Below are 18226 nucleotides of genomic sequence, written 5' to 3'. Positions count from 1 at the left end.
TCAGATCTAAAAGAAGAAACCAAAGAAAAATGGGCAGATTTGAAAGGCGAACGATCTGAACTCGAAAAGCAAATTGATAAGCTTGAAGACTCAACAGAAGAGAACTGGGAAAAGACCAGAGAGTCCTTTTCTGAAAGCATGGAATCATTCAAAGAGGATTTCAATAACTTTGTTGAGAACCTGAAAATTGGATAAGGTTTAGTTATCTGATTTTCGGGGTGAAACTAAATCCATGGCTTGGCCAAGTATATTTTTCCCAAAATTATAGAAACGCTCTTGATTACCCATTGCGAGTAAACGAAGGACGTAGCGCAATTCTCCCAATAACTTTGGAGGATTGCTAATCAGAGTATCTTCTCTGACCACTTCATCCCAATCAATAGAGCGCTGAAATTTAACGCCGGCCTTGGCCATGGTTTTTAAATATACGTTTGCCATCAGCCCATACCCGATGGTAGTAGGGTGAAGGCCATCGAGGCTGAATATACCTCCCTTGTACAACTTACCATTATCGTCGAGGCGGAGGAAGTCGGTTGTTAAATTTATCTCGTTATTATCATCTACTAAATGAGCAGTCGATTCTTGCTTTCGCAGAGCATCAGCCAATCCTTTAGGAAGGTCTCGTACTAATTCACCACCTAAACGGCGACGAGCCAGACCAGCCACATTTTTAGCCATTGGAACGACCGTCCAGCCATATTCACTGGCAAGCTTCTTAATGATTTCATTGTACTCGTCCATAGCCAAATCCAGCTGAATGGCCTGATCTTTTGTCAAATGGGGATGCTTGTCGGGATCGAAATCCTCATCCCAAATCCAGAAGCGGGTATAGTAATCAAAATAGCCCAGGCGTTTACTGGATAGATCCGAATTCACCCCACGGCAAACGGGTGGAATGGTAACATAGGGGAGAGTGGGGACGAAAACTCTCTTAGCATCTAGTTTAGAAACTCTTTCAGCCAGCTTGCGATATTGGTTTTCAAAATGCTCGGGGCGGTAAGCGGTGTGTTTTCGTTGCCCGGGAAATACTTCAAGGTTATCGTCTTCAGTCCAAATTACTTTAAGATCTGTAATCGCGGCAATCATGTTGTTGTGACCAAGACAAACAATCAGGTTTTCAATACCACCATCTTTAGCGAGTGTTTCTGCGTTATTAAATTGAGATCGAGTCTCAAATTCCGACTTAAACGAAGGGTTTAGAACGAGCCGCGCCGTGGTGAACTTGGCATGTTCCGGGAGCATATCAAAAACGGTGAACTTTTCCGGGTTGGTTTGAATGTGGTGCCGGCTGTTTTGCTCGTTTACCACCCAGGAATCACTGATGTTAAAGCCCCAAACAGATTGGTTGTGATAGGGATGATCACGGGGGATGGCTAAATCCTTCAAGCCGCCTTCCCAGTATTTTTTGATGCGCTTCAGCGTTTTTACCATATGCGATGCAGCCGGTAAAAATTCATCCCAGGTTATTTCATCACCAAATTCTTCCGAAAGTCCACGAACAAGCACTTCAAGATTTAAAGGAATACCTGCTTGGGCTGTAAATGAGGGCTGATCAAAATCCGGTTTGGGATCAAAGCACCGGTGTACAAAAGAGGGGAAGTTGACATCGGTACGGTAAATACCCCCATTGTTGAAGCCTTGAGAAAGGCTATCTCCAATAACCACTAGTTTGTGCTTTGCTTCTTTTTTATTCCAGAACATTAATTTTTGCTGCTAAATCTTGAAAGCATAAAAAGATAGTTAAGTGATGGGTGAATAGAAATGGGAGTAGTGAGATATGAGTAGTGAGTAGACTCATATCTCACTACTCACTACTCACTACTCAAAACTACAAACAACCCTTGAAATTTGATAAGTATCGGAGCTAAACCCTGCCTATTTTGTATGGAGAACTAATGCCCAAATAAAACAAAAGAGTATGTCAGAGAAAAACCGACTTCAATTATTCAGAGAAAAAAGAAGCGCACAAAATGAAAAAGTGATGGGCCTGGATCACCTGGGCATCAAACGCTTTTTCAATATGGATACGAATACCTATCGGGATGGAGCCCTGCCCACTCAGACCAAAGAGTTGCTTGGCCTGGTAGCCTCAACTGTTCTTCGCTGCAATGATTGTATTGATTATCACTTAGAACAATGTGCTAAAACGGGTTCTACAAAAGAAGAAATCATCGATGCGATGAACGTAGCTTTGATTGTAGGTGGCAGCATCGTGATTCCGCATCTGCGCCATGCCGTAGATACACTTGATTTTCTGGAAGAAGAGGGAGTTCTGGAAGCGAACTAATCAGCCATAAACTCTTCCGGATCGGGATGAAGGAATTTAACTTTAAACTGATCCCTGAGTTTTTGTGATGAAACTGATTTGCCGTCTTCACCACCTGATTCAAAAGTAGGTTTCTTTAGCTCCAGGCGTTCAGTCATTTTTGTATAAACTTGTTCTCGAGTTGGATGGCAATCCGTACAAACGTTGAAAATTTCGCCTTTTGTATTCGCCTCAATAACCTTCTCAGTTATCTGAATAACATCATCCCGGTGAATGAGGTTAACCGGAGCATCACCGTCAGAGATATCTTTACGTCCTGCCATGTATTTCGCTGGGTGGCGATCTTCGCCATATAATCCGCATAATCGAAGAATGACAGCGTCCGGGCAATGGTCTAGTAAAGCACCTTCAGCAGCTATAATTGCATTATCATTTTTGCTGTCGGGTTTGGAGTCAGATTCAATAACTTCATTTTTTGCATCTCCATATACTGAGGTGGAACTATACATAACGATCTGTACGTTTCTGTCAGCCAGTACCTGAGAAAGTTGACCGATCGCTTTTGGGTATTGACTGCGATCTTCACCCCTGCCGGGTGAGATGGAAATAATAACCGAATCAACATTTGGCGGTCGAATATCAGAAAGTGATTTTACGGGCAGCTCCATCTTCACCGGTTTGATGGAAAGTTCATCAAGATCAGAAAAATTGGATGATGAGCGGGTAGTTCCGAACACTAAGTAATCCTTTTTAAGGAGATCTTGACCGAGTTTTTTTCCTAACCAACCACAACCGACAATAAGTACAGAGCTGTTTTTCTTAGAATTCATACTTTCTTCACATTAAATAAAGTTATTGCGTAACTGTACATCAAACATATACTAAAATCAGGCATGGCACAATCTAATACAGGAATATTATTGGTGAACCTTGGATCTCCGGATAGCTATGAACCGGCTGATCTTAAAGTTTATCTTAGGGAATTTTTAAGTGATAAACGAGTGATTGACTTCCCAACTCCGATTCGCAAAGCTGTGGTTGAGGGAATCATTTTACCGATCAGGCCTAAAGAATCGGCGGAAGCTTATGAACTAATTTGGTGGGATGAAGGCTCACCGCTTATCGTAATCACACAGCGCGTGGTTGATAAGCTCCAAAAGCGTTTAGGTGATGATGTACCTATTGCGATGGGGATGAGGTATGGAAACCCATCTATTGAAGCGGGTTTTGATGAGCTGATGGAGAAAAATCCAAACCTCGAAAAAGTGTTCATGGTGCCTCTATATCCACAATATGCAATGGCCACCACCGAGACTGTGATTGAGGATGCCAAAGAAGTATGGCAGAAAAAATATCCTCACCTGGAGATGATTACGAAAGATGCATTTTATGACGACCCGCTCTATGTGAAAGCACTCGGGGAAAGTATCCGTCCTTACATCGAAGAACATGATATCGATCACTTGATGTTTTCCTACCATGGCGTGCCTGAGCGGCATATTAAGAAAAGAGATATCACCGGCGATCATTGCCTGAAATGTGAAGACTGTTGTAACGTGAATTCACCGGCTCATACATTTTGCTATCGACACCAGGATGTAAAGACCACTCAAAATGTAGCCAAGTACTTAGACCTGGATAGCAAAGACTTTAACTACAGTTTTGCGTTTCAGTCCAAGTTAGGGATTGATCCCTGGCTTACTCCTGCCACAGATAACGAACTTGAACGATTGGCCGAAGAAGGTGTGAAAAAGATAGCGGTTTGTTGTCCAGCCTTTATTTCTGATTGCATTGAAACGCTCGAAGAAATTGGTATTCGAGGTAAGGAAGATTTTATCGAAGCCGGGGGAGAAGATTTGATTCTCATTCCCTGTGTAAATGATGATGACCTTTGGATTGATGCGCTTGAAAGTTGGTGCTCAGAACAAATTAAAGCCAAGGTAGAAGCAGCTTAGATTACAGGTTTTGCATGAACAAGTTTAATTTCGGAGAAGAAGTACTCGTTATAGGTGGAGGGATTTCCGGATTATCAACAGCTTGGTTTCTGCATAAGGTCGGGATACCATTCAAGCTTTTCGAAAAAGAGCCGGAAACGGGTGGTAAGATATCTACTGTAGAACTTCACAATTCGCAATTGGATTTCGGGCCCAATTCCCTCCGAGACCGAAATGGGGAGATAAGGCAACTGGCAAAAGAGTTGAGCATTTTGGATGATGTGATTCAAATCTCCGAAGCTTTCAAAACAAGATTTATTGTCAGAGATGCTAAACTCCAGAGACTTTCGCCTAGCTTAGGATCTCTATTTGCCACCAAAATTGTGTCGGGCAAAGGGAAGTTGAGGGCGTTGGCTGAACCTTTTATTTCAGGAAAAGAGGATTTAGATGGAGACGAAAGTGTAGGCGAGTTTCTTGAGCGGAGACTCGGAAAAGAAGCAGTAAGCTATTTAGCAGATCCGGTTTTCTCCGGGATATATGCCGGAGATATCTATCAGATGAGTAAAAAGACAGTATTGCCTGAACTCGCTAGATATGAGCAGCAATATGGTTCTTTGGTTTGGGGAGCTCTTCGGTCTAAAAAGGAAAAGAAGTCGGTAAAGCCCATGGTGCTTTCATTCCGAAAAGGCATACAGCAGCTGACGGATGCTATCACAGAAAAGCTTTCAGAACATATCATATACGATGAAGTGCTCAGTGTACAGAAGCTGTCATCCGGTTATAAAATCACCACCGAAGAGAGGGCCTATGAAGCACAGAAGGTTATCTCCTGTGTGCCTGCATTCAGCCTGGGACGGATACTGGAAGGTTTTGCACCGGAAGTATCTGCATTGCTTACCGATATCGATTATGCCCCAATGTTATCAACTCAGGTTCTTTTTGAGAAGGGTCAGGTTGATATGCAAAAGAATGGTTTTGGCTTTTTGGTACCACGAAAAGAAAACCTTCGTCTATTAGGGGCAATTTGGAAATCAAGCATATTCCCGGAGCTTTCTGGTGAGAACCTTCATCACTTTACCTTGATGACCGGTGGAGCTCACGACCGGAATGTAATATCAGATCCTGTAGGGGAAATCGAACAGGAAATCCTTGCGGAGTTTTCAAATTTAATGGGAATAGAAGAGCAACCATCGATGATAAAGTCCCGATTATGGCCTAAGGCTATTCCCCAAATGAATGTAGGTTATGAAGGTATAAAAGAGACGTTGAGCGGGTTTGAACAAGAATATCCGGGCTTTTACTTCGGAGGAAATTACCGATGGGGAGTCTCGGTACCCGATTGTATATCGGGAGCAAACGGTATTATTCGCTCCCTTGCCTGATAAGAGATGCTACTGATCTCGAGCTATTATCTCAACTGACATTGGCAGATGATCAGCTGCTACTTCCATCGAATCAGGAGAGAAAAAGTAATTAACCAAAACGGTATCACTGATTATCTCAGAGCTCATGTTGGTGTTGGGTAAAATGTGGTCGATTCTCCAGAAAGCAGAGTCGGCGGGGTGAGAAAACACATTGGTTCCTGCAAGTGGGTCCATAAACTCAACGTCGGTTCCAGCTCCTAAAAAAGCCTTAAATTCATCACTGTCCGGCGTGCTGTTGAAATCGCCAACCGTTAAGATATTCTGATCCGGATTTAAGCTGAGTAATTGTTTGTAATGAGATCGAAGGAGGTTGATCTGTCCAAGCCTCCAGTTTTCGTTTCGCTCGCCCCGGCCGGCTTTGAGGTGAACTCCGGTTAATGAAAACTGATAGTCTGGATTAACTATTACTTCGGTAGTCCACATTCGGTTATTAGTAAAAGCTTGAGAAGTTGGATTGCCTTCATCATCAGTCTGACCAACTATTGGAGTGTTTGTTGTGGCATAGCTATGAATAAGCCCCAATGGAATACGGCTCATCACCACCACATTCATGTACCAGTCATTACTTTCGTGCCCGGCAAAAACCTGATAACCCATTTCCGGGAAAGATTCTTCCGCAAGCTTCTGGGCATAGCTGTCACTTTCAAATTCCTGAAGCACTACAATATCTGCATCGGCCTTTTTGATGATTTCAGCGAACAACTTCCGGCGCTCGGACATATTTTCAGGCGGGTTATTTTCACGGCCATTATCGATATAAGGGTTGTCTATATCATCAACAAAATGCTCCACGTTCCAGGAGAGTACTTTGACGGTGTCAAAATTTGCGGGATTGTACCAAACCGGTGTAGCTAATGACTCGGTGTAATTTTCAGAATCAACTCGGCCTTGCTGGTGAGTCGTGCAATTTGATAGGAGGAGAAGACTGAATAGAAGGATTAAAGTGCGCATTTTTTTTGAATGAAATGTAGAGGTTTTATTATTACCTAACTTTAAAGATTGATAGGATTTTGGTTCATTCAAAAAAGAAAAATACCTATTTCGGGTGATATAGAATAGCTGACAAAACCTGCAATTTTGATACTCAAAGAAAATCAAAAAAGGGTATCAAGAAATGCGCTATAAAGTAATATATCTGCTTGCACTGGCTTTAGTTTTAGGTTCATGTGCTACTGTTCAACAACAGATTGGAAAGGTGGCTTTGAAGTTAATGACTAAGAAAGAAGCTAACCTGAGTAACATCGCTGTCATCGGAAACTACCAATCTAATGTAGCATCAACGGATGTCGGAATAACCACACTGGGAACAGAAGATTGGGAGGAAGGTGAAAATCTTGTTGGAGTGCAATTGGTAAAACCCGAAGGTGCTGTTGGGGTGATTGCTTTAGATGGCACTGTTACCGTTGATGGTATGGAAGCCAAAAGCTATGGGGGAGGAGCCTACTATGCTCGGTTTGATAATAGTGACCGATCACCCAAAACAGTTAAAATAGTTAGCGTGAATGGTGAAGAAACAGAGTTTGAAATAGAAGCCGCTCCCGCCATTTCTATCAAAAGTGTAAATGGTGAAACGGAAATGGTATCGGTGGATCTATCTGAGCCACTGGAAATAGAATTAGAGTATGATCCGGAAGCGGAAGGTAAAAGAGTACTAGTGTCGATGATTACGAGTGCGGTAGGGGCAAAAGGATTTGCAAACTTTCAATCTGTCATCATTAATAATAAAATTACGGTTCCGGCCGAGGCGTTCAGGCATAAACATATCACAGGCGGTGGACCAACAGGTAAAGATGTGACAAAATGGGTGACGGGGGTTAATCACCTACAGGTTGCGCTGATAGAATATGATCGGTCAGGAAGTGGTCAGCCATTCCCATATTTCAAAAGAGAAAGCAGATCATTTGATACCGTACCGGTTAATGTTACAGGAGAAACAGAAGGGCGTTCGTGGGTGCAGGTAAAGGGAGAATCAAAAGAAAACTCCGGGACGTTTAGCTATACAGCTAATTCCTCAAATGCATGGTATGCCCGTCCTTTAGGAACTGACATAAATCGAATTGGTATTTCTTCTTTGAGTGTATCAGGCACTTTGTACAAGAAAGAAGTGGAGACATCAGAAAGGGATAACTATTTAACTGGATATACAGAAATTACTACGACCACAACGACCTTTCAATTCCCTGAACTGGATGACGAATATTGGAATCAGTTTTTAGAGAATATCTACACTGATCTGAACGAAATGCTTACAAACGACTATGAAGCTTCTGTTGTGGATGTAGATCAGATTACGGGAAATGCAATTTATGATGGGTTTTACACTCCGGAAGATCAAAACACCAAAGAATACATCGCCAAAAATCTCCGCGATACAAAGAGGCTGATCCCCACTAAACTTGGCGAAATCATAGGAGACCGAACAACAGCACTTATAGCTGATGATGGAACTTCAGCAAGGTTAATGCGGGATATGAATATGGATGCGTTCATGGACGTTGTTATTAACTACCAGGTGGCCGGTGGAAAAGACAACACTATCGTATTGTTGCCTAATGTGAGCTACCGGGTTACAGGTCAAAATCAAGGTTTTGATGGCTCCTCTAATGTGTGGTTTTCGGGAAGCATTCAGGGTCCTGGCGTTCCATTTAGCGAATCCGAATTTTCTGACTTGAATGCGTTGAACAGGATCGGGCAGAAAGATGTGATTATGAAACTCATTAAACAAAGCCTGGCCGAACTTTCAGCAGAACAAGAAGAATTTGGTTATCAGAAAGTGTGGGCGATAGCAACAGCTGAATAAATCACTTTCAAATAAAAGGCTGTCAATTCAGACATGGTAACCTTAAGGAAACCCCGCGTGGATACGGGGTTTTCTGTTTTGGGGTCAAATATCATTTAATTTTGCTTTCCCGCCGTCAAAACCGATATTCGAACACACACATCCTCCACTAATTAAATTCCATGCCTAAAAACTCCACTAAAGGACTATTCGCCTGGGCCATGTATGATTGGGCCAATTCAGCCTATTTCGTCATGATTCAAACATTTGTATTTGCCGCCTACTTTGCTCAGTCTATTGCGGAGAACGAAACTATGGGAACCGCTTTGTGGGGGAACATGATTGGGTTAGCGGGTTTTGTGATTGCTTTTACAGCTCCATTTTTGGGATCTATTGCAGATGAAGGTGGTCGCCGTAAACCGTGGATTGTCTTTTTCACCACACTCTGTGTTATTAGCTGCAGTGCTTTATGGTTTGCTGAACCAAGTACTGATTTCGTCTGGTTTGCCTTGATTATGGCTTTTGTAGCAACCTTAGGTGCTGAGCTTTCTTTTATCTTTTATAACGCCATGCTCCCGGATTTAACAACCAGCGAAACTATTGGGAAATGGTCGGGCTGGGGATGGGCAATGGGATACGCAGGTGGCTTATTTTGTTTAATCATAGGGTATTTCGGATTTGTTGAAAATGGAGCCCTTCTTTTAGGACTTGATGAAGGGGCACTACAGAATGTCCGCATCACCTTTCTGTTTACCGGAATTTGGTATGCTATATTTAGCCTGCCCATGTTTTTGTATACACCGGATACTCCTTCAAAAAATAAAACAATGAAGAAGGCGGTTTCAGATGGCATGAAAGAATTGAAGAATGGTCTTGCAATGCTGAAGGATGAACCGAATATCTGGAAGTTTTTATTAGCCCGTTTATTCTACAACGATGGGTTAGCAACAATCTTTGCGATGGGCGGTGTTTATGCTGCCGGGACTTTTGGTTTCGATACAGGGCAGATTTTTATGTTCGGAATCGCTCTCAATGTAACCGCAGGCATCGGTGCATTCGGTTTTGCTTGGCTGGATGATATCACCGGAAGTAGAAATACTATAGTGTGGTCATTAGTGGGTTTGATAATACCCGTAATAGCCGTTCTGTTTGTACAGCAAGAACTCTGGTTTTGGATCTGGGGATTATTACTTGGAATCTTTGTAGGGCCCGTGCAGTCTTCAAGTAGGACTTTTATGGGGAGGTTGGCTCCGCAAGACAAAAGAAATCAGATGTTTGGGTTATTTGCCTTATCCGGGAAAGTCACCACATTTGCAGGTCCTATAATGGTGGGTTGGATTACCCTTTTTATGGACAATCAACGGTGGGGAATGAGCGCCATATTACTGCTTCTTATTGTTGGCCTTGTCCTCATGTTTGGTGTGGATGATATAAAGGGAACAAGTCGGGAAGAAGTCCCTATAACTCAGAACTAAAGAAAACAATGTATTTAGTCACTTATTTATTAAATTAGGACAGATTTTATTACTGTTTAGTACACAGTAGATTTTAATAGATAGGTATTTAGAATTCATAAATACCGTTAACCGAAATAAAATTACAAGGAGTACAACACATGAGTAGAATGGACGATATAAACAACTTAGTAGAAGAACTACAGGTTGAAATGGGTAAATTTTATGAGAAAGGAAATAAAGCTGCTGGTACACGTGCACGCAAGCACTTGATGACCCTTAAGAAGCTTTCTCACGAAATTCGCCAAGAAATTCAGGAAAAGAAAAACGCTATGTAGTTTCCTGCACAGCCTTTTCAAAAAAAGCCACCATTGTGTGGCTTTTTTCATTTTATGCAGATTTTAAACGCTTATCTTATTTATACTCTTTTTTTCTAAATCAGGCACTATTAAAAACACGGTATGAATCCAGAGCCCGCTACACGTATCCACAGAAATGCAATTAAAGCCTGGAGAGTTAATGCACTTTTGTACGGAATCCTTTGGTTTGCCCCCCTTATTATTTATACGGCTTTAGCTTTTAATTATAACCTTGATTCTTCAAGACCGTGGTATTTCGGTATTGATTGGCTTGTATTTTCTCCCATAGCTTTACTGTCTGTTATATGTTACCTGCTTACTGGATTGATACTTCCAAAAATTAGATGGAGACGCTGGAAATATGATGTTTCAGAAAAAGAAGTAGACATGCTTCGGGGAATCATCATAAAAAAAAGAACTCTAGTTCCAATAAACCGCGTCCAACACGTTGATACTCGGCAGGGGCCTGTGTACCGGAAGTTTGGGCTTTCCTCCGTCACTATATCTACAGCAGCTACCACACATGAAATACCGGCTTTAGATGATGAGACGGCTAACGATCTGCGTTCCACAATTTCAACACTGGTGCAAAGGGTAAAAGATGATGTCTGAATTTAAGCGTCAGCATCCGGTTGCGGCAATATCAAAGGTGCTGACGACAATTAAACAGAATTTTGTAACCATTGTTATCCTTCTATTCATCGGTACATCCAATACCGAAGGCTACTTCCTGTACTTCTTACTTGGAGGTATTGCTATCACCCTGATAAGTGGCGTATTCAGTTGGTGGATGTTTAAATACCGCGTTGAAGGGGATGAGCTCCAGATTAAAAAAGGAGTGCTTGTTAAAAGTAATATGTACATGTCGAAAGACAGGATACAGGTGATAGATATAACGGAAGGGGTTCTGCAGCGGATGTTTGGCCTCGTTCAGCTTGAGGTGAAGACGGCAGGAGGAGGGACAGATACTGCTACCATCAGCGCCATTTCAAGAGATGAAGCAGAGGCAATGCGAACCGAACTTCGTAATAAAAGAAATGGTAGTGCTTCACCGGGTCAAGATGAAGATATCGAAGATTCAGAAACTGATGCTTATGCTGAAAATGAAGATGAAATAATTTCAACCTGGAAATTGTCTACCAAAGATTTAGTCTATGCGGCTTTTACATCAGGTAATTTTGGATTGATTGCTTCAATACTTGGTGCGGCTTCTGGCCAGCTGGATGAATTCATTAATGAGGAGACCATAGAGTATGTTTATGAAGCTTTACCCGGCTATAATGACGTAACGCTTATTGTTGGTATTGTATTAGTCATCTTTATTATTTCATGGGCGCTTTCTTTTCTTGGGGTGATTTTCAGGTACTCAGATTTTAGATTAGAAAAAACATCCGAGGAATTAATTATAACCAGTGGATTGCTGGAGCGGAAACACATCACGGTTCCTTTCGATCGCATTCAGGCTGTACGGTTTATAGAAGGCGTGATTCGCCAGCCTTTTGGGTATGGCATGATTAATGTGGAAAGCGCTGGCTATGATCAAACCCAGCAAGGAAGATCTATTGTGTTGGTTCCATTCATTTCAGCATCAAATGTAAGTGCTTTTTTGAATGAATTTTTAGAAGAGTATGACGAGCCTGAGTATTCAATAAAGCCTCCAAAACGCACCCTTTTTCGCTACCTGCGAAGACCCAATTATGTCTTGATTCTACTCGTTCCCATTGTTTGGTACTTCATCGAGTATGGATGGCTTTCTTTGCTGCTTATACCGCTTGCTACCTACCTGGGATGGCTACAGTATAGGGATGCTGCTGTTGGGCTTGGAGACCGAATTCTAAGGATGAGGTATCGGGTACTTTCAAGAACAACGGCACTCGTAAAAAAGAAGAGAGTGCAAAATATTGAAAGCTCACAAAATCCTTTTCAACAAATGAAAAATATTCAAAACCTTAAGGCTGTTGCTGCCTCTGGTGCAGGAGGATTGGGGCTCGAAATCAGTGACCTCGATAATGAGGATAGTTTCAATATTCTAAGGTGGTTAGTAAGTAATCCAGAAACCAAAACTGAAGAAAATCCAAAAGCTGAGAGATGGTCTATTAATCAAAACCTAGAGTAGCTACTTCTATTTGTAAAACCACTAAGAATCAGTTAAGCTATTGTTATAACTGATTCAAAACCGGATAAAATTCTTCAATTGGAAAAAGCAGAATACATATTTGGCAAAGCTTTGCTACAAAGTAATTTAGTAGCTACGGTGCTAACCGACCGTTCACTTAGCATTAAATTTGCCAATGCTGCATTTTGCAACAAACTGGGGTACAAGGAAAATGAGATTGAGGGAGAATCATTAACAATCCTCCTTGACTCACCTGCTCAAAGAAAGGCGGTAAAAGCCAGTCAGCACTTCTTGAAGTATGGCACGCCTCCCAAAGAACATTGGGTAGTGGCGACCAAAGATGGCAGAAAGCTAAACGTTGATATAGAAGCAAAGAAAGTTGAACATGAAGGTGATGTTCATTTCCTGATTATTGCACAGGATTTTACTGAGAAATCTGAAGTACAAGATGAGCTGGAACGTACTCGCAATTTACTCACAGATACCGAGCTGATGACCCTCAAAGGGAGCTTCGAGTATCGCCACAGAACAGAGGAATTGATTTGGACGGCGGGAATGTATCAGATTTTTGAGGTGCCAGAAGACCAGGAAATACCCCATGTAGAAGAGCAGGCTAAACTCTTCAGTGAAAAAGACCGTGAGAGATTAGGAGAAGCAATTGAGCGCTGTTTAGAAACCGAAGAAGACGTAAGCCTCAAAGTTTCGCTTCATCTCCCTGACAAGATTAAGTATCTGGAGGTAATATTCAGATTGATGGATAAAGGGGACGCTTGGATTTATGGCTCCATGAAAGACATCACTAAACAGGTTAGAAGTGAGCAGGAATTGGTACAGAAAGAGGAAAAGTACCGGCTCCTTTTAGAAAGTATACCTCATATAATCTGGACTTCAGACCTGGAAGGCTCGCCTAATTATATGAACCATAAGGGACTTGCCTACTTTGGGAAGTCATCAGAAGATTTAAGTGACTGGCTATGGAGTGACTACCTCCATGAGGAAGAAGTAGAATCACTGAAAGAAGAATGGGACAAAGCTAAAAATGCAAAGAAAAGCATAAGTAAAGTTCACCGGTTAAAAAATGCAGCGGGTGTATATAAATCATTTCAAGTAATCACTTATCCGCACTTAAATGATAAAGGTGAAGTGTTAAGTTGGACAGGTGTAGCCACTAATATTCATGAACTTATCGAAGCTGAAGAAACACTTAAACTAACGAATAAGCGTCTACGAGCCCTTATTGATGCTTCCCCGGTAGCCATTTACTCTTTGGATATAAATGGGATAGTGCTCGATTTTTGGAACCCTGCGGCGGAGCAGTTATTTGGATGGACCAAGGAAGAAGTTATTGGAAAATTCTTGCCCCATGTAAAGGAGGGCGATGAAGAAGAATTCCTTGAATTGGCGAATCTGATCAAAGAGGAGGGCGAGATGAACAAGCAGGTTGTTCGCACCAACAAAAAAGGGGAAAAGGTGATTGTCGATGTTACGGCTGGGGCTGTATATGATGATGATGATGGAGAAGTGTCTGAAATGCTTATTACTGTTATAGACATGACCGAGCTCGATAAGAACAGGAAAAAAATTCAGGCTTCTTTACACGAAAAAGAAACGCTCCTTCAAGAAATTCATCACCGGGTAAAGAATAACCTTGCCATTGTGGTAGGTCTGCTTCAGCTTCAGGTATTTCGTTCCGTGAACGAGGTTGAAAAAATCAGGCTTACTGAAGCTCAGAATCGTGTTCATTCTATTGCGATGGTGCATGAGTTGCTGTATCAGTCGGATGATTTTACCAAGGTGAATTTGCACACTTATTACGACAAGTTGTTGAAGGGAATTAAAGAAAATATGCAAATTGGGGGTCAATCTATCGATCACAAGCTTAAGATTGACAGTGAATCACTGAACATTAATCAAGCCATTCCATTGGGTCTGTTAATTAACGAACTAGCGACCAACTCTGCTAAATATGCGTTTGAGGATGTTGAGCAGGAAATCAACCGCATTACTCTGTCAATACACCGGGAAGCCGAAAAAATACATGTTGTTTACCAAGATAACGGAAAAGGGTATGACCGCGGAAATCTGCAAAACCAAAATGGTTTAGGGATGCAGATTATTGAATCTTTATTGGCTCAACTGGATGCTGATTATGAGTTTAATACCGATAATCAATTTCGGCTGGAATTAGAATTCGTTGAGCAGTTAAAAGGCTCTCACAGCTTAGGGACATCGAAATAAACGGATTATATAGCCTATTTATCCAGGTTGAAGGTGATGTTGAAGCTGGTCCATTCGTCACTTGTGATTTCAAGGGAACCATTTATTTTTTGTATCAACACCTTGATAAGCGTCATGCCAAGAGAATCACTTTCCTCAGGGTTAAAATCATCAGCTAGTTTATTGCCATTATTGGCAACAACCAATTCCATATCATCACCTTTCTCTTGCAAAGAAATCTTGATAATACCTTTGTCAAAACCGTTAAAGGCATGCTTGAACGCATTATTAATCAACTCATTTAATATGAGTCCAATTGGAATGGCGTCGTTTATGTCCACATTTAGTGACGAGACGTCCAAAGAAAGCTCAATGTCTTTTTCTTTGCTGGTGTAAGCTTTTTTGATCTCATTGGCCAGCTCTTCTATATATACATCCAAGTGGATATCGGATAGGGTTGTGGATTCGTAGAGCTTCTCATGTACTTTGGCAATAGACTTAATACGCGACTGACTTGAAGTCAGCAATTCTTGCATTTCTTCGCTGATATTTTCTTTTTGAAGCTCCAATAAACTTGAAATGATTGCCAGGTTGTTTTTCACCCGGTGATGAATTTCCTGCAATAGAACTTCTTTCTCTGCGAGGGATTTCTCTAGCTTCTGATCTTGTTTTTTACGGTTTGAAATATCCCGAACTGTTCCGACTATAGCCTCAGGATTACCTTCTTCATCTTTCACCAAAGTCCGCACGTTACTTACCCAAACCCAATTTCCTTCAATATCTTTAAGCCGAAATTCTACCGTTGGAAGAAAGTTTGAGCTGTTGATTTCATCATATGAGTCAACAACATCATCCATTTCTTTCTTGTCGTCGGGGTGTACTCTGGACAGCGTAAATTCAAGACCACCCTTTAAAAAATCTTTCTCCTTGTAGCCTAGCATATTTTCTAAAGCAGGGCTAAAGTATTCATACTCTTTAGTCTCAAGGTTCATTTTATAGAGTATGTCTCGAGAGTTTGAAAGCACATTTTTGAACTTCTCTTCACTCTCTTTCAGTGTTTGCATCCACTTTTTTGTGCTATTTAAAAAGCGATACGTCAGCCAAATACCAATACTCAGGAGCAAGAGTCCAAGAAAAATTACGCTCCACCGTAAAATTGTGTTCACCAACCGAGCCATATTTCCCATAGAATTAGAGAAAGCAACTTCAAGGCTGGTTAGCTCATAATCATATTCTTCAAGTTCCGTCACCCAGGCTGCTTTTTGTATGAGGGGGACATCTCTGCTTTGAATTTCGAGACGTATTGAATCAGCGAATTGGACTAGCTGCTCAAGCTTTAAATCGGCTTTAGTCCAGGCGTCAATAGAAGTTTGAACTTGCGGGGTCCACTGTAGGCGCCGGAAAACATCAATCATCTGGGGAATATCATCGGGATGATTTTTGCCCTCTAAAAATCCCTGATAAGTAACCTCGTAATCAAATTCATCTTTAAGCAGCTCCTGACGAGCCACTTTATCTCCGAGGTTAACTCTCAGTACATTTTTAAAACTGTCAAACTCTTCTTCATCTTCCGTAAGGATATAGTTGGAAAGGTGAATGATAGACTCTTTTTGAGCCTTTGCCCAATAGCCCTCACCGGCCACGTACGCCCGAATACCGGATAGCGTATTAATGGAGAGGTTTACAATGAGGATTAGTGACAAAGCACAAATGGCCGCAAAAACACATAAAGCGACCATTTTCTGATTTACATCAAGCCGCTCTTTTTTCGGTTCGTTGTGCATCATACCGGTTTTTTAGTTGAATAGCCTCTTCTTAAGTGAGAGTATATTAATCTCTTATCGGCCGCAATTTATAATTCTTTAAGAGTCTTTTTAAGAAAATTAGCGCATTAACTTTTTGTATTTGATGCGGTGAGGCTGATCTTCTGTTATCCCAAGTCGCTCTTTTCGGTTTTCCTCATACTCTTGATAATTTCCTTCAAACCAATAAACCTGACTGTTTCCTTCAAAAGCCAGAATATGCGTTGCAACTCTATCGAGGAACCACCTGTCGTGAGAAATAACGACTACGCAACCGGCAAAATTTAAGATAGCTTCCTCAAGCGCTCGAAGTGTATTTACATCCAGATCGTTAGTAGGCTCATCCAATAGAAGTACATTGGCGCCTTCCTTCAGCATTTTAGCAAGGTGGACTCTGTTGCGTTCTCCCCCTGATAATTCGGTTACTTTTTTCTGCTGATCGCTTCCGCTAAAATTAAAACGGGCTACATAAGCTCTGGAATTAACTTCCCGGTTGCCCAGCATAATGACATCCTGTCCACCAGAAATTTCTTCCCAGATAGTTTTTGAAGGGTCAAGTGGACGTTTTTGATTGATATATCCAAGCTCAACGGTATCTCCGGTTATGAGTTCACCGCTGTCGGGTTCTTCCTGTCCGGTAATCATTTTGAAGAGAGTAGTTTTACCGGCGCCGTTTGGTCCAATCACCCCAACAATACCGCCGGGAGGGAGTTGGAAATCCATGTCTTCAATGAGAAGCCGGTCTTCAAATCCTTTAGTTACATTTTTTGAGACAATCACCTTATCTCCAAGGCGAGGTCCGGCAGGAATGAATATCTCCATATCATCACGCCGCTTTTCATGTTCATCAGAAAGCATCTCTTCGTACTTATTGATACGAGCTTTGCTTTTAGCACGTCGGCCTTTTGGATTTTGTTGAATCCACTCGAGCTCCTGCTTCAGTGTTTTTTGTCTCTTAGATTCTTCTTTTTCTTCTTGCTCGAGTCGTTTCGACTTTTGATCCAACCAAGAACTATAATTTCCTTCAAATGGAATACCTTCTCCACGATCAAGTTCTAAAATCCATCCGGCTACATTGTCAAGGAAGTAACGATCGTGAGTAACGGCAATGACGGTTCCTTCATAGCGGGCAAGGTGTTGTTCTAACCAGCCCACCGATTCGGCGTCTAAATGGTTTGTGGGCTCATCCAGCAGTAACACGTCAGGTTTTTTGAGTAGAAGTCTGCAAAGAGCTACACGCCGTGCTTCTCCACCTGAAAGTACCTCAACAGAAGTATCACCGGGAGGGCAGCGCAAAGCATCCATAGCTTGTTCAAGTTTACTGTCAATATCCCAGGCATCTATTTGGTCAATTTTTTCCTGAAGTTTAGACTGTTTTTCGATAAGCTTTTCAAAGTCAGCATCGGGGTCGCTAAATGCCGCGTTGATATCTTCGTACTCTTTAAGAAGATCCATCGTTTCCTGAACGCCTTCTTCCACAATCTCTTTTACTGTTTTGGAAGGATCAAGTTTAGGTTCTTGGGAAAGGTACCCAAAGGTAATTCCTTTCTGAAAGCTGATATCTCCCTGATAGTTTTGGTCTTCCCCAGCAATGATTTTAAGCAGGGTACTTTTCCCTGCGCCGTTTAGTCCAAGTACTCCAATCTTTGCACCATAGAAAAAAGAAAGGTAGATGTCTTTAAGTACTGTTTTGTTTGGCTTGTAGGTTTTACTGACCCCAACCATCGAGAAAATTATCTTGTTATCGCTCAAGGAAATATGAATTTATTAAAATTGATAAGACTTCTAAGGTACAAAAATGACGCCGGATTTTGGAACACATCACAAAATAAATTCAGCTCAATATTTATAACATGGGAATAAAAAAGGCATTGA

15 protein-coding genes are annotated in these 18226 nt (G+C 41.6%); 10 read left to right on the top strand and 5 right to left on the bottom strand.

Features of this window, described 5'->3' with window-relative positions; genetic code table 11:
• Positions 1 to 195, top strand: a 195-nt coding sequence (locus CL667_16070; GenBank protein MAL19216.1) for a hypothetical protein, incomplete at its 5' end; no start/stop codon positions are given.
• Between the two features lie 3 nt (positions 196 to 198).
• On the opposite strand, the gene CL667_16065 is transcribed toward CL667_16070, so the two are convergent.
• A complete protein-coding gene (locus CL667_16065; protein ID MAL19215.1) occupies positions 199 to 1701 on the bottom strand; it encodes a hypothetical protein in 1503 nt (500 codons plus the stop codon).
• A 217-nt stretch (positions 1702 to 1918) separates the two neighbouring features.
• Between CL667_16065 and CL667_16060 the strand changes: the two genes are divergently transcribed.
• Positions 1919 to 2287 carry a carboxymuconolactone decarboxylase family protein gene (locus CL667_16060; protein ID MAL19214.1) on the top strand — a complete coding sequence of 123 codons (369 nt, stop codon included), beginning with the start codon at positions 1919 to 1921 and terminating at the stop codon, positions 2285 to 2287.
• Here CL667_16060 and CL667_16055 read toward each other — a convergent pair.
• A complete protein-coding gene (locus tag CL667_16055) occupies positions 2284 to 3096 on the bottom strand; it encodes a hypothetical protein (GenBank protein MAL19213.1) in 813 nt (270 codons plus the stop codon). The two genes, CL667_16060 and CL667_16055, sit on opposite strands and share 4 nt — an antisense overlap.
• A gap of 63 nt (positions 3097 to 3159) precedes the next feature.
• Between CL667_16055 and CL667_16050 the strand changes: the two genes are divergently transcribed.
• Both CL667_16050 and hemG read left to right on the top strand, forming a co-directional pair.
• A complete protein-coding gene (locus CL667_16050; GenBank protein ID MAL19212.1) occupies positions 3160 to 4221 on the top strand; it encodes a ferrochelatase in 1062 nt (353 codons plus the stop codon).
• Positions 4222 to 4235: 14 nt separating this feature from the next.
• Positions 4236 to 5582, top strand: a complete 1347-nt coding sequence (gene hemG, locus CL667_16045) for a protoporphyrinogen oxidase (protein MAL19211.1) — start codon at positions 4236 to 4238, stop codon at positions 5580 to 5582.
• A 9-nt stretch (positions 5583 to 5591) separates the two neighbouring features.
• On the opposite strand, the gene CL667_16040 is transcribed toward hemG, so the two are convergent.
• On the bottom strand, positions 5592 to 6575 hold the full coding sequence (locus tag CL667_16040) for an endonuclease/exonuclease/phosphatase (GenBank protein MAL19210.1): 984 nt from the start codon (positions 6573 to 6575) through the stop codon (positions 5592 to 5594).
• Between the two features lie 163 nt (positions 6576 to 6738).
• Between CL667_16040 and CL667_16035 the strand changes: the two genes are divergently transcribed.
• From CL667_16035 to CL667_16010, 6 genes are all read left to right on the top strand, one after another.
• A complete protein-coding gene (locus tag CL667_16035) occupies positions 6739 to 8424 on the top strand; it encodes a hypothetical protein (protein ID MAL19209.1) in 1686 nt (561 codons plus the stop codon).
• Between the two features lie 161 nt (positions 8425 to 8585).
• Complete coding sequence (locus CL667_16030; GenBank protein MAL19208.1) at positions 8586 to 9878, top strand: MFS transporter; 1293 nt, start codon at positions 8586 to 8588, stop codon at positions 9876 to 9878.
• A gap of 140 nt (positions 9879 to 10018) precedes the next feature.
• Positions 10019 to 10195 (top strand): histone H1, encoded by a 177-nt coding sequence (locus tag CL667_16025; GenBank protein MAL19207.1) that lies wholly within the window; start codon positions 10019 to 10021, stop codon positions 10193 to 10195.
• Positions 10196 to 10318: 123 nt separating this feature from the next.
• Positions 10319 to 10828: a hypothetical protein gene (locus tag CL667_16020; GenBank protein ID MAL19206.1), complete on the top strand. Its 510-nt coding sequence runs from the start codon at positions 10319 to 10321 to the stop codon at positions 10826 to 10828.
• On the top strand, positions 10818 to 12332 hold the full coding sequence (locus CL667_16015) for a hypothetical protein (protein ID MAL19205.1): 1515 nt from the start codon (positions 10818 to 10820) through the stop codon (positions 12330 to 12332). Before CL667_16020 ends, CL667_16015 begins: the two co-directional genes overlap by 11 nt.
• A gap of 78 nt (positions 12333 to 12410) precedes the next feature.
• Complete coding sequence (locus CL667_16010; GenBank protein MAL19204.1) at positions 12411 to 14570, top strand: hypothetical protein; 2160 nt, start codon at positions 12411 to 12413, stop codon at positions 14568 to 14570.
• 14 nt (positions 14571 to 14584) lie between these two features.
• Here CL667_16010 and CL667_16005 read toward each other — a convergent pair whose 3' ends face one another.
• Together CL667_16005 and CL667_16000 are read right to left on the bottom strand one after the other, a co-directional pair.
• Positions 14585 to 16336 carry a hypothetical protein gene (locus tag CL667_16005; protein MAL19203.1) on the bottom strand — a complete coding sequence of 584 codons (1752 nt, stop codon included), beginning with the start codon at positions 16334 to 16336 and terminating at the stop codon, positions 14585 to 14587.
• 96 nt (positions 16337 to 16432) lie between these two features.
• Positions 16433 to 18109 (bottom strand): energy-dependent translational throttle protein EttA, encoded by a 1677-nt coding sequence (locus CL667_16000; GenBank protein MAL19202.1) that lies wholly within the window; start codon positions 18107 to 18109, stop codon positions 16433 to 16435.
• Positions 18110 to 18226 lie beyond the last annotated feature (117 nt).

This window comes from Balneola sp. (assembly GCA_002694685.1).
Classification (GTDB): Bacteria; Bacteroidota; Rhodothermia; order Balneolales; family Balneolaceae; genus Gracilimonas.
Note: the sequence above shows the minus strand (reverse complement) of the source record. Positions and strands in the feature narration are given on the sequence as shown.

Coding starts and splice junctions, on each gene's coding strand:
- CL667_16065 (MAL19215.1), bottom strand. CDS start 1,701: ATGTTCTGGAATAAAAAAGAAGCAAAGCACAAACTAGTGGTTATTGGA.
- CL667_16060 (MAL19214.1), top strand. CDS start 1,919: ATGTCAGAGAAAAACCGACTTCAATTATTCAGAGAAAAAAGAAGCGCA.
- CL667_16055 (MAL19213.1), bottom strand. CDS start 3,096: ATGAATTCTAAGAAAAACAGCTCTGTACTTATTGTCGGTTGTGGTTGG.
- CL667_16050 (MAL19212.1), top strand. CDS start 3,160: ATGGCACAATCTAATACAGGAATATTATTGGTGAACCTTGGATCTCCG.
- hemG (MAL19211.1), top strand. CDS start 4,236: ATGAACAAGTTTAATTTCGGAGAAGAAGTACTCGTTATAGGTGGAGGG.
- CL667_16040 (MAL19210.1), bottom strand. CDS start 6,575: ATGCGCACTTTAATCCTTCTATTCAGTCTTCTCCTCCTATCAAATTGC.
- CL667_16035 (MAL19209.1), top strand. CDS start 6,739: ATGCGCTATAAAGTAATATATCTGCTTGCACTGGCTTTAGTTTTAGGT.
- CL667_16030 (MAL19208.1), top strand. CDS start 8,586: ATGCCTAAAAACTCCACTAAAGGACTATTCGCCTGGGCCATGTATGAT.
- CL667_16025 (MAL19207.1), top strand. CDS start 10,019: ATGAGTAGAATGGACGATATAAACAACTTAGTAGAAGAACTACAGGTT.
- CL667_16020 (MAL19206.1), top strand. CDS start 10,319: ATGAATCCAGAGCCCGCTACACGTATCCACAGAAATGCAATTAAAGCC.
- CL667_16015 (MAL19205.1), top strand. CDS start 10,818: ATGATGTCTGAATTTAAGCGTCAGCATCCGGTTGCGGCAATATCAAAG.
- CL667_16005 (MAL19203.1), bottom strand. CDS start 16,336: ATGATGCACAACGAACCGAAAAAAGAGCGGCTTGATGTAAATCAGAAA.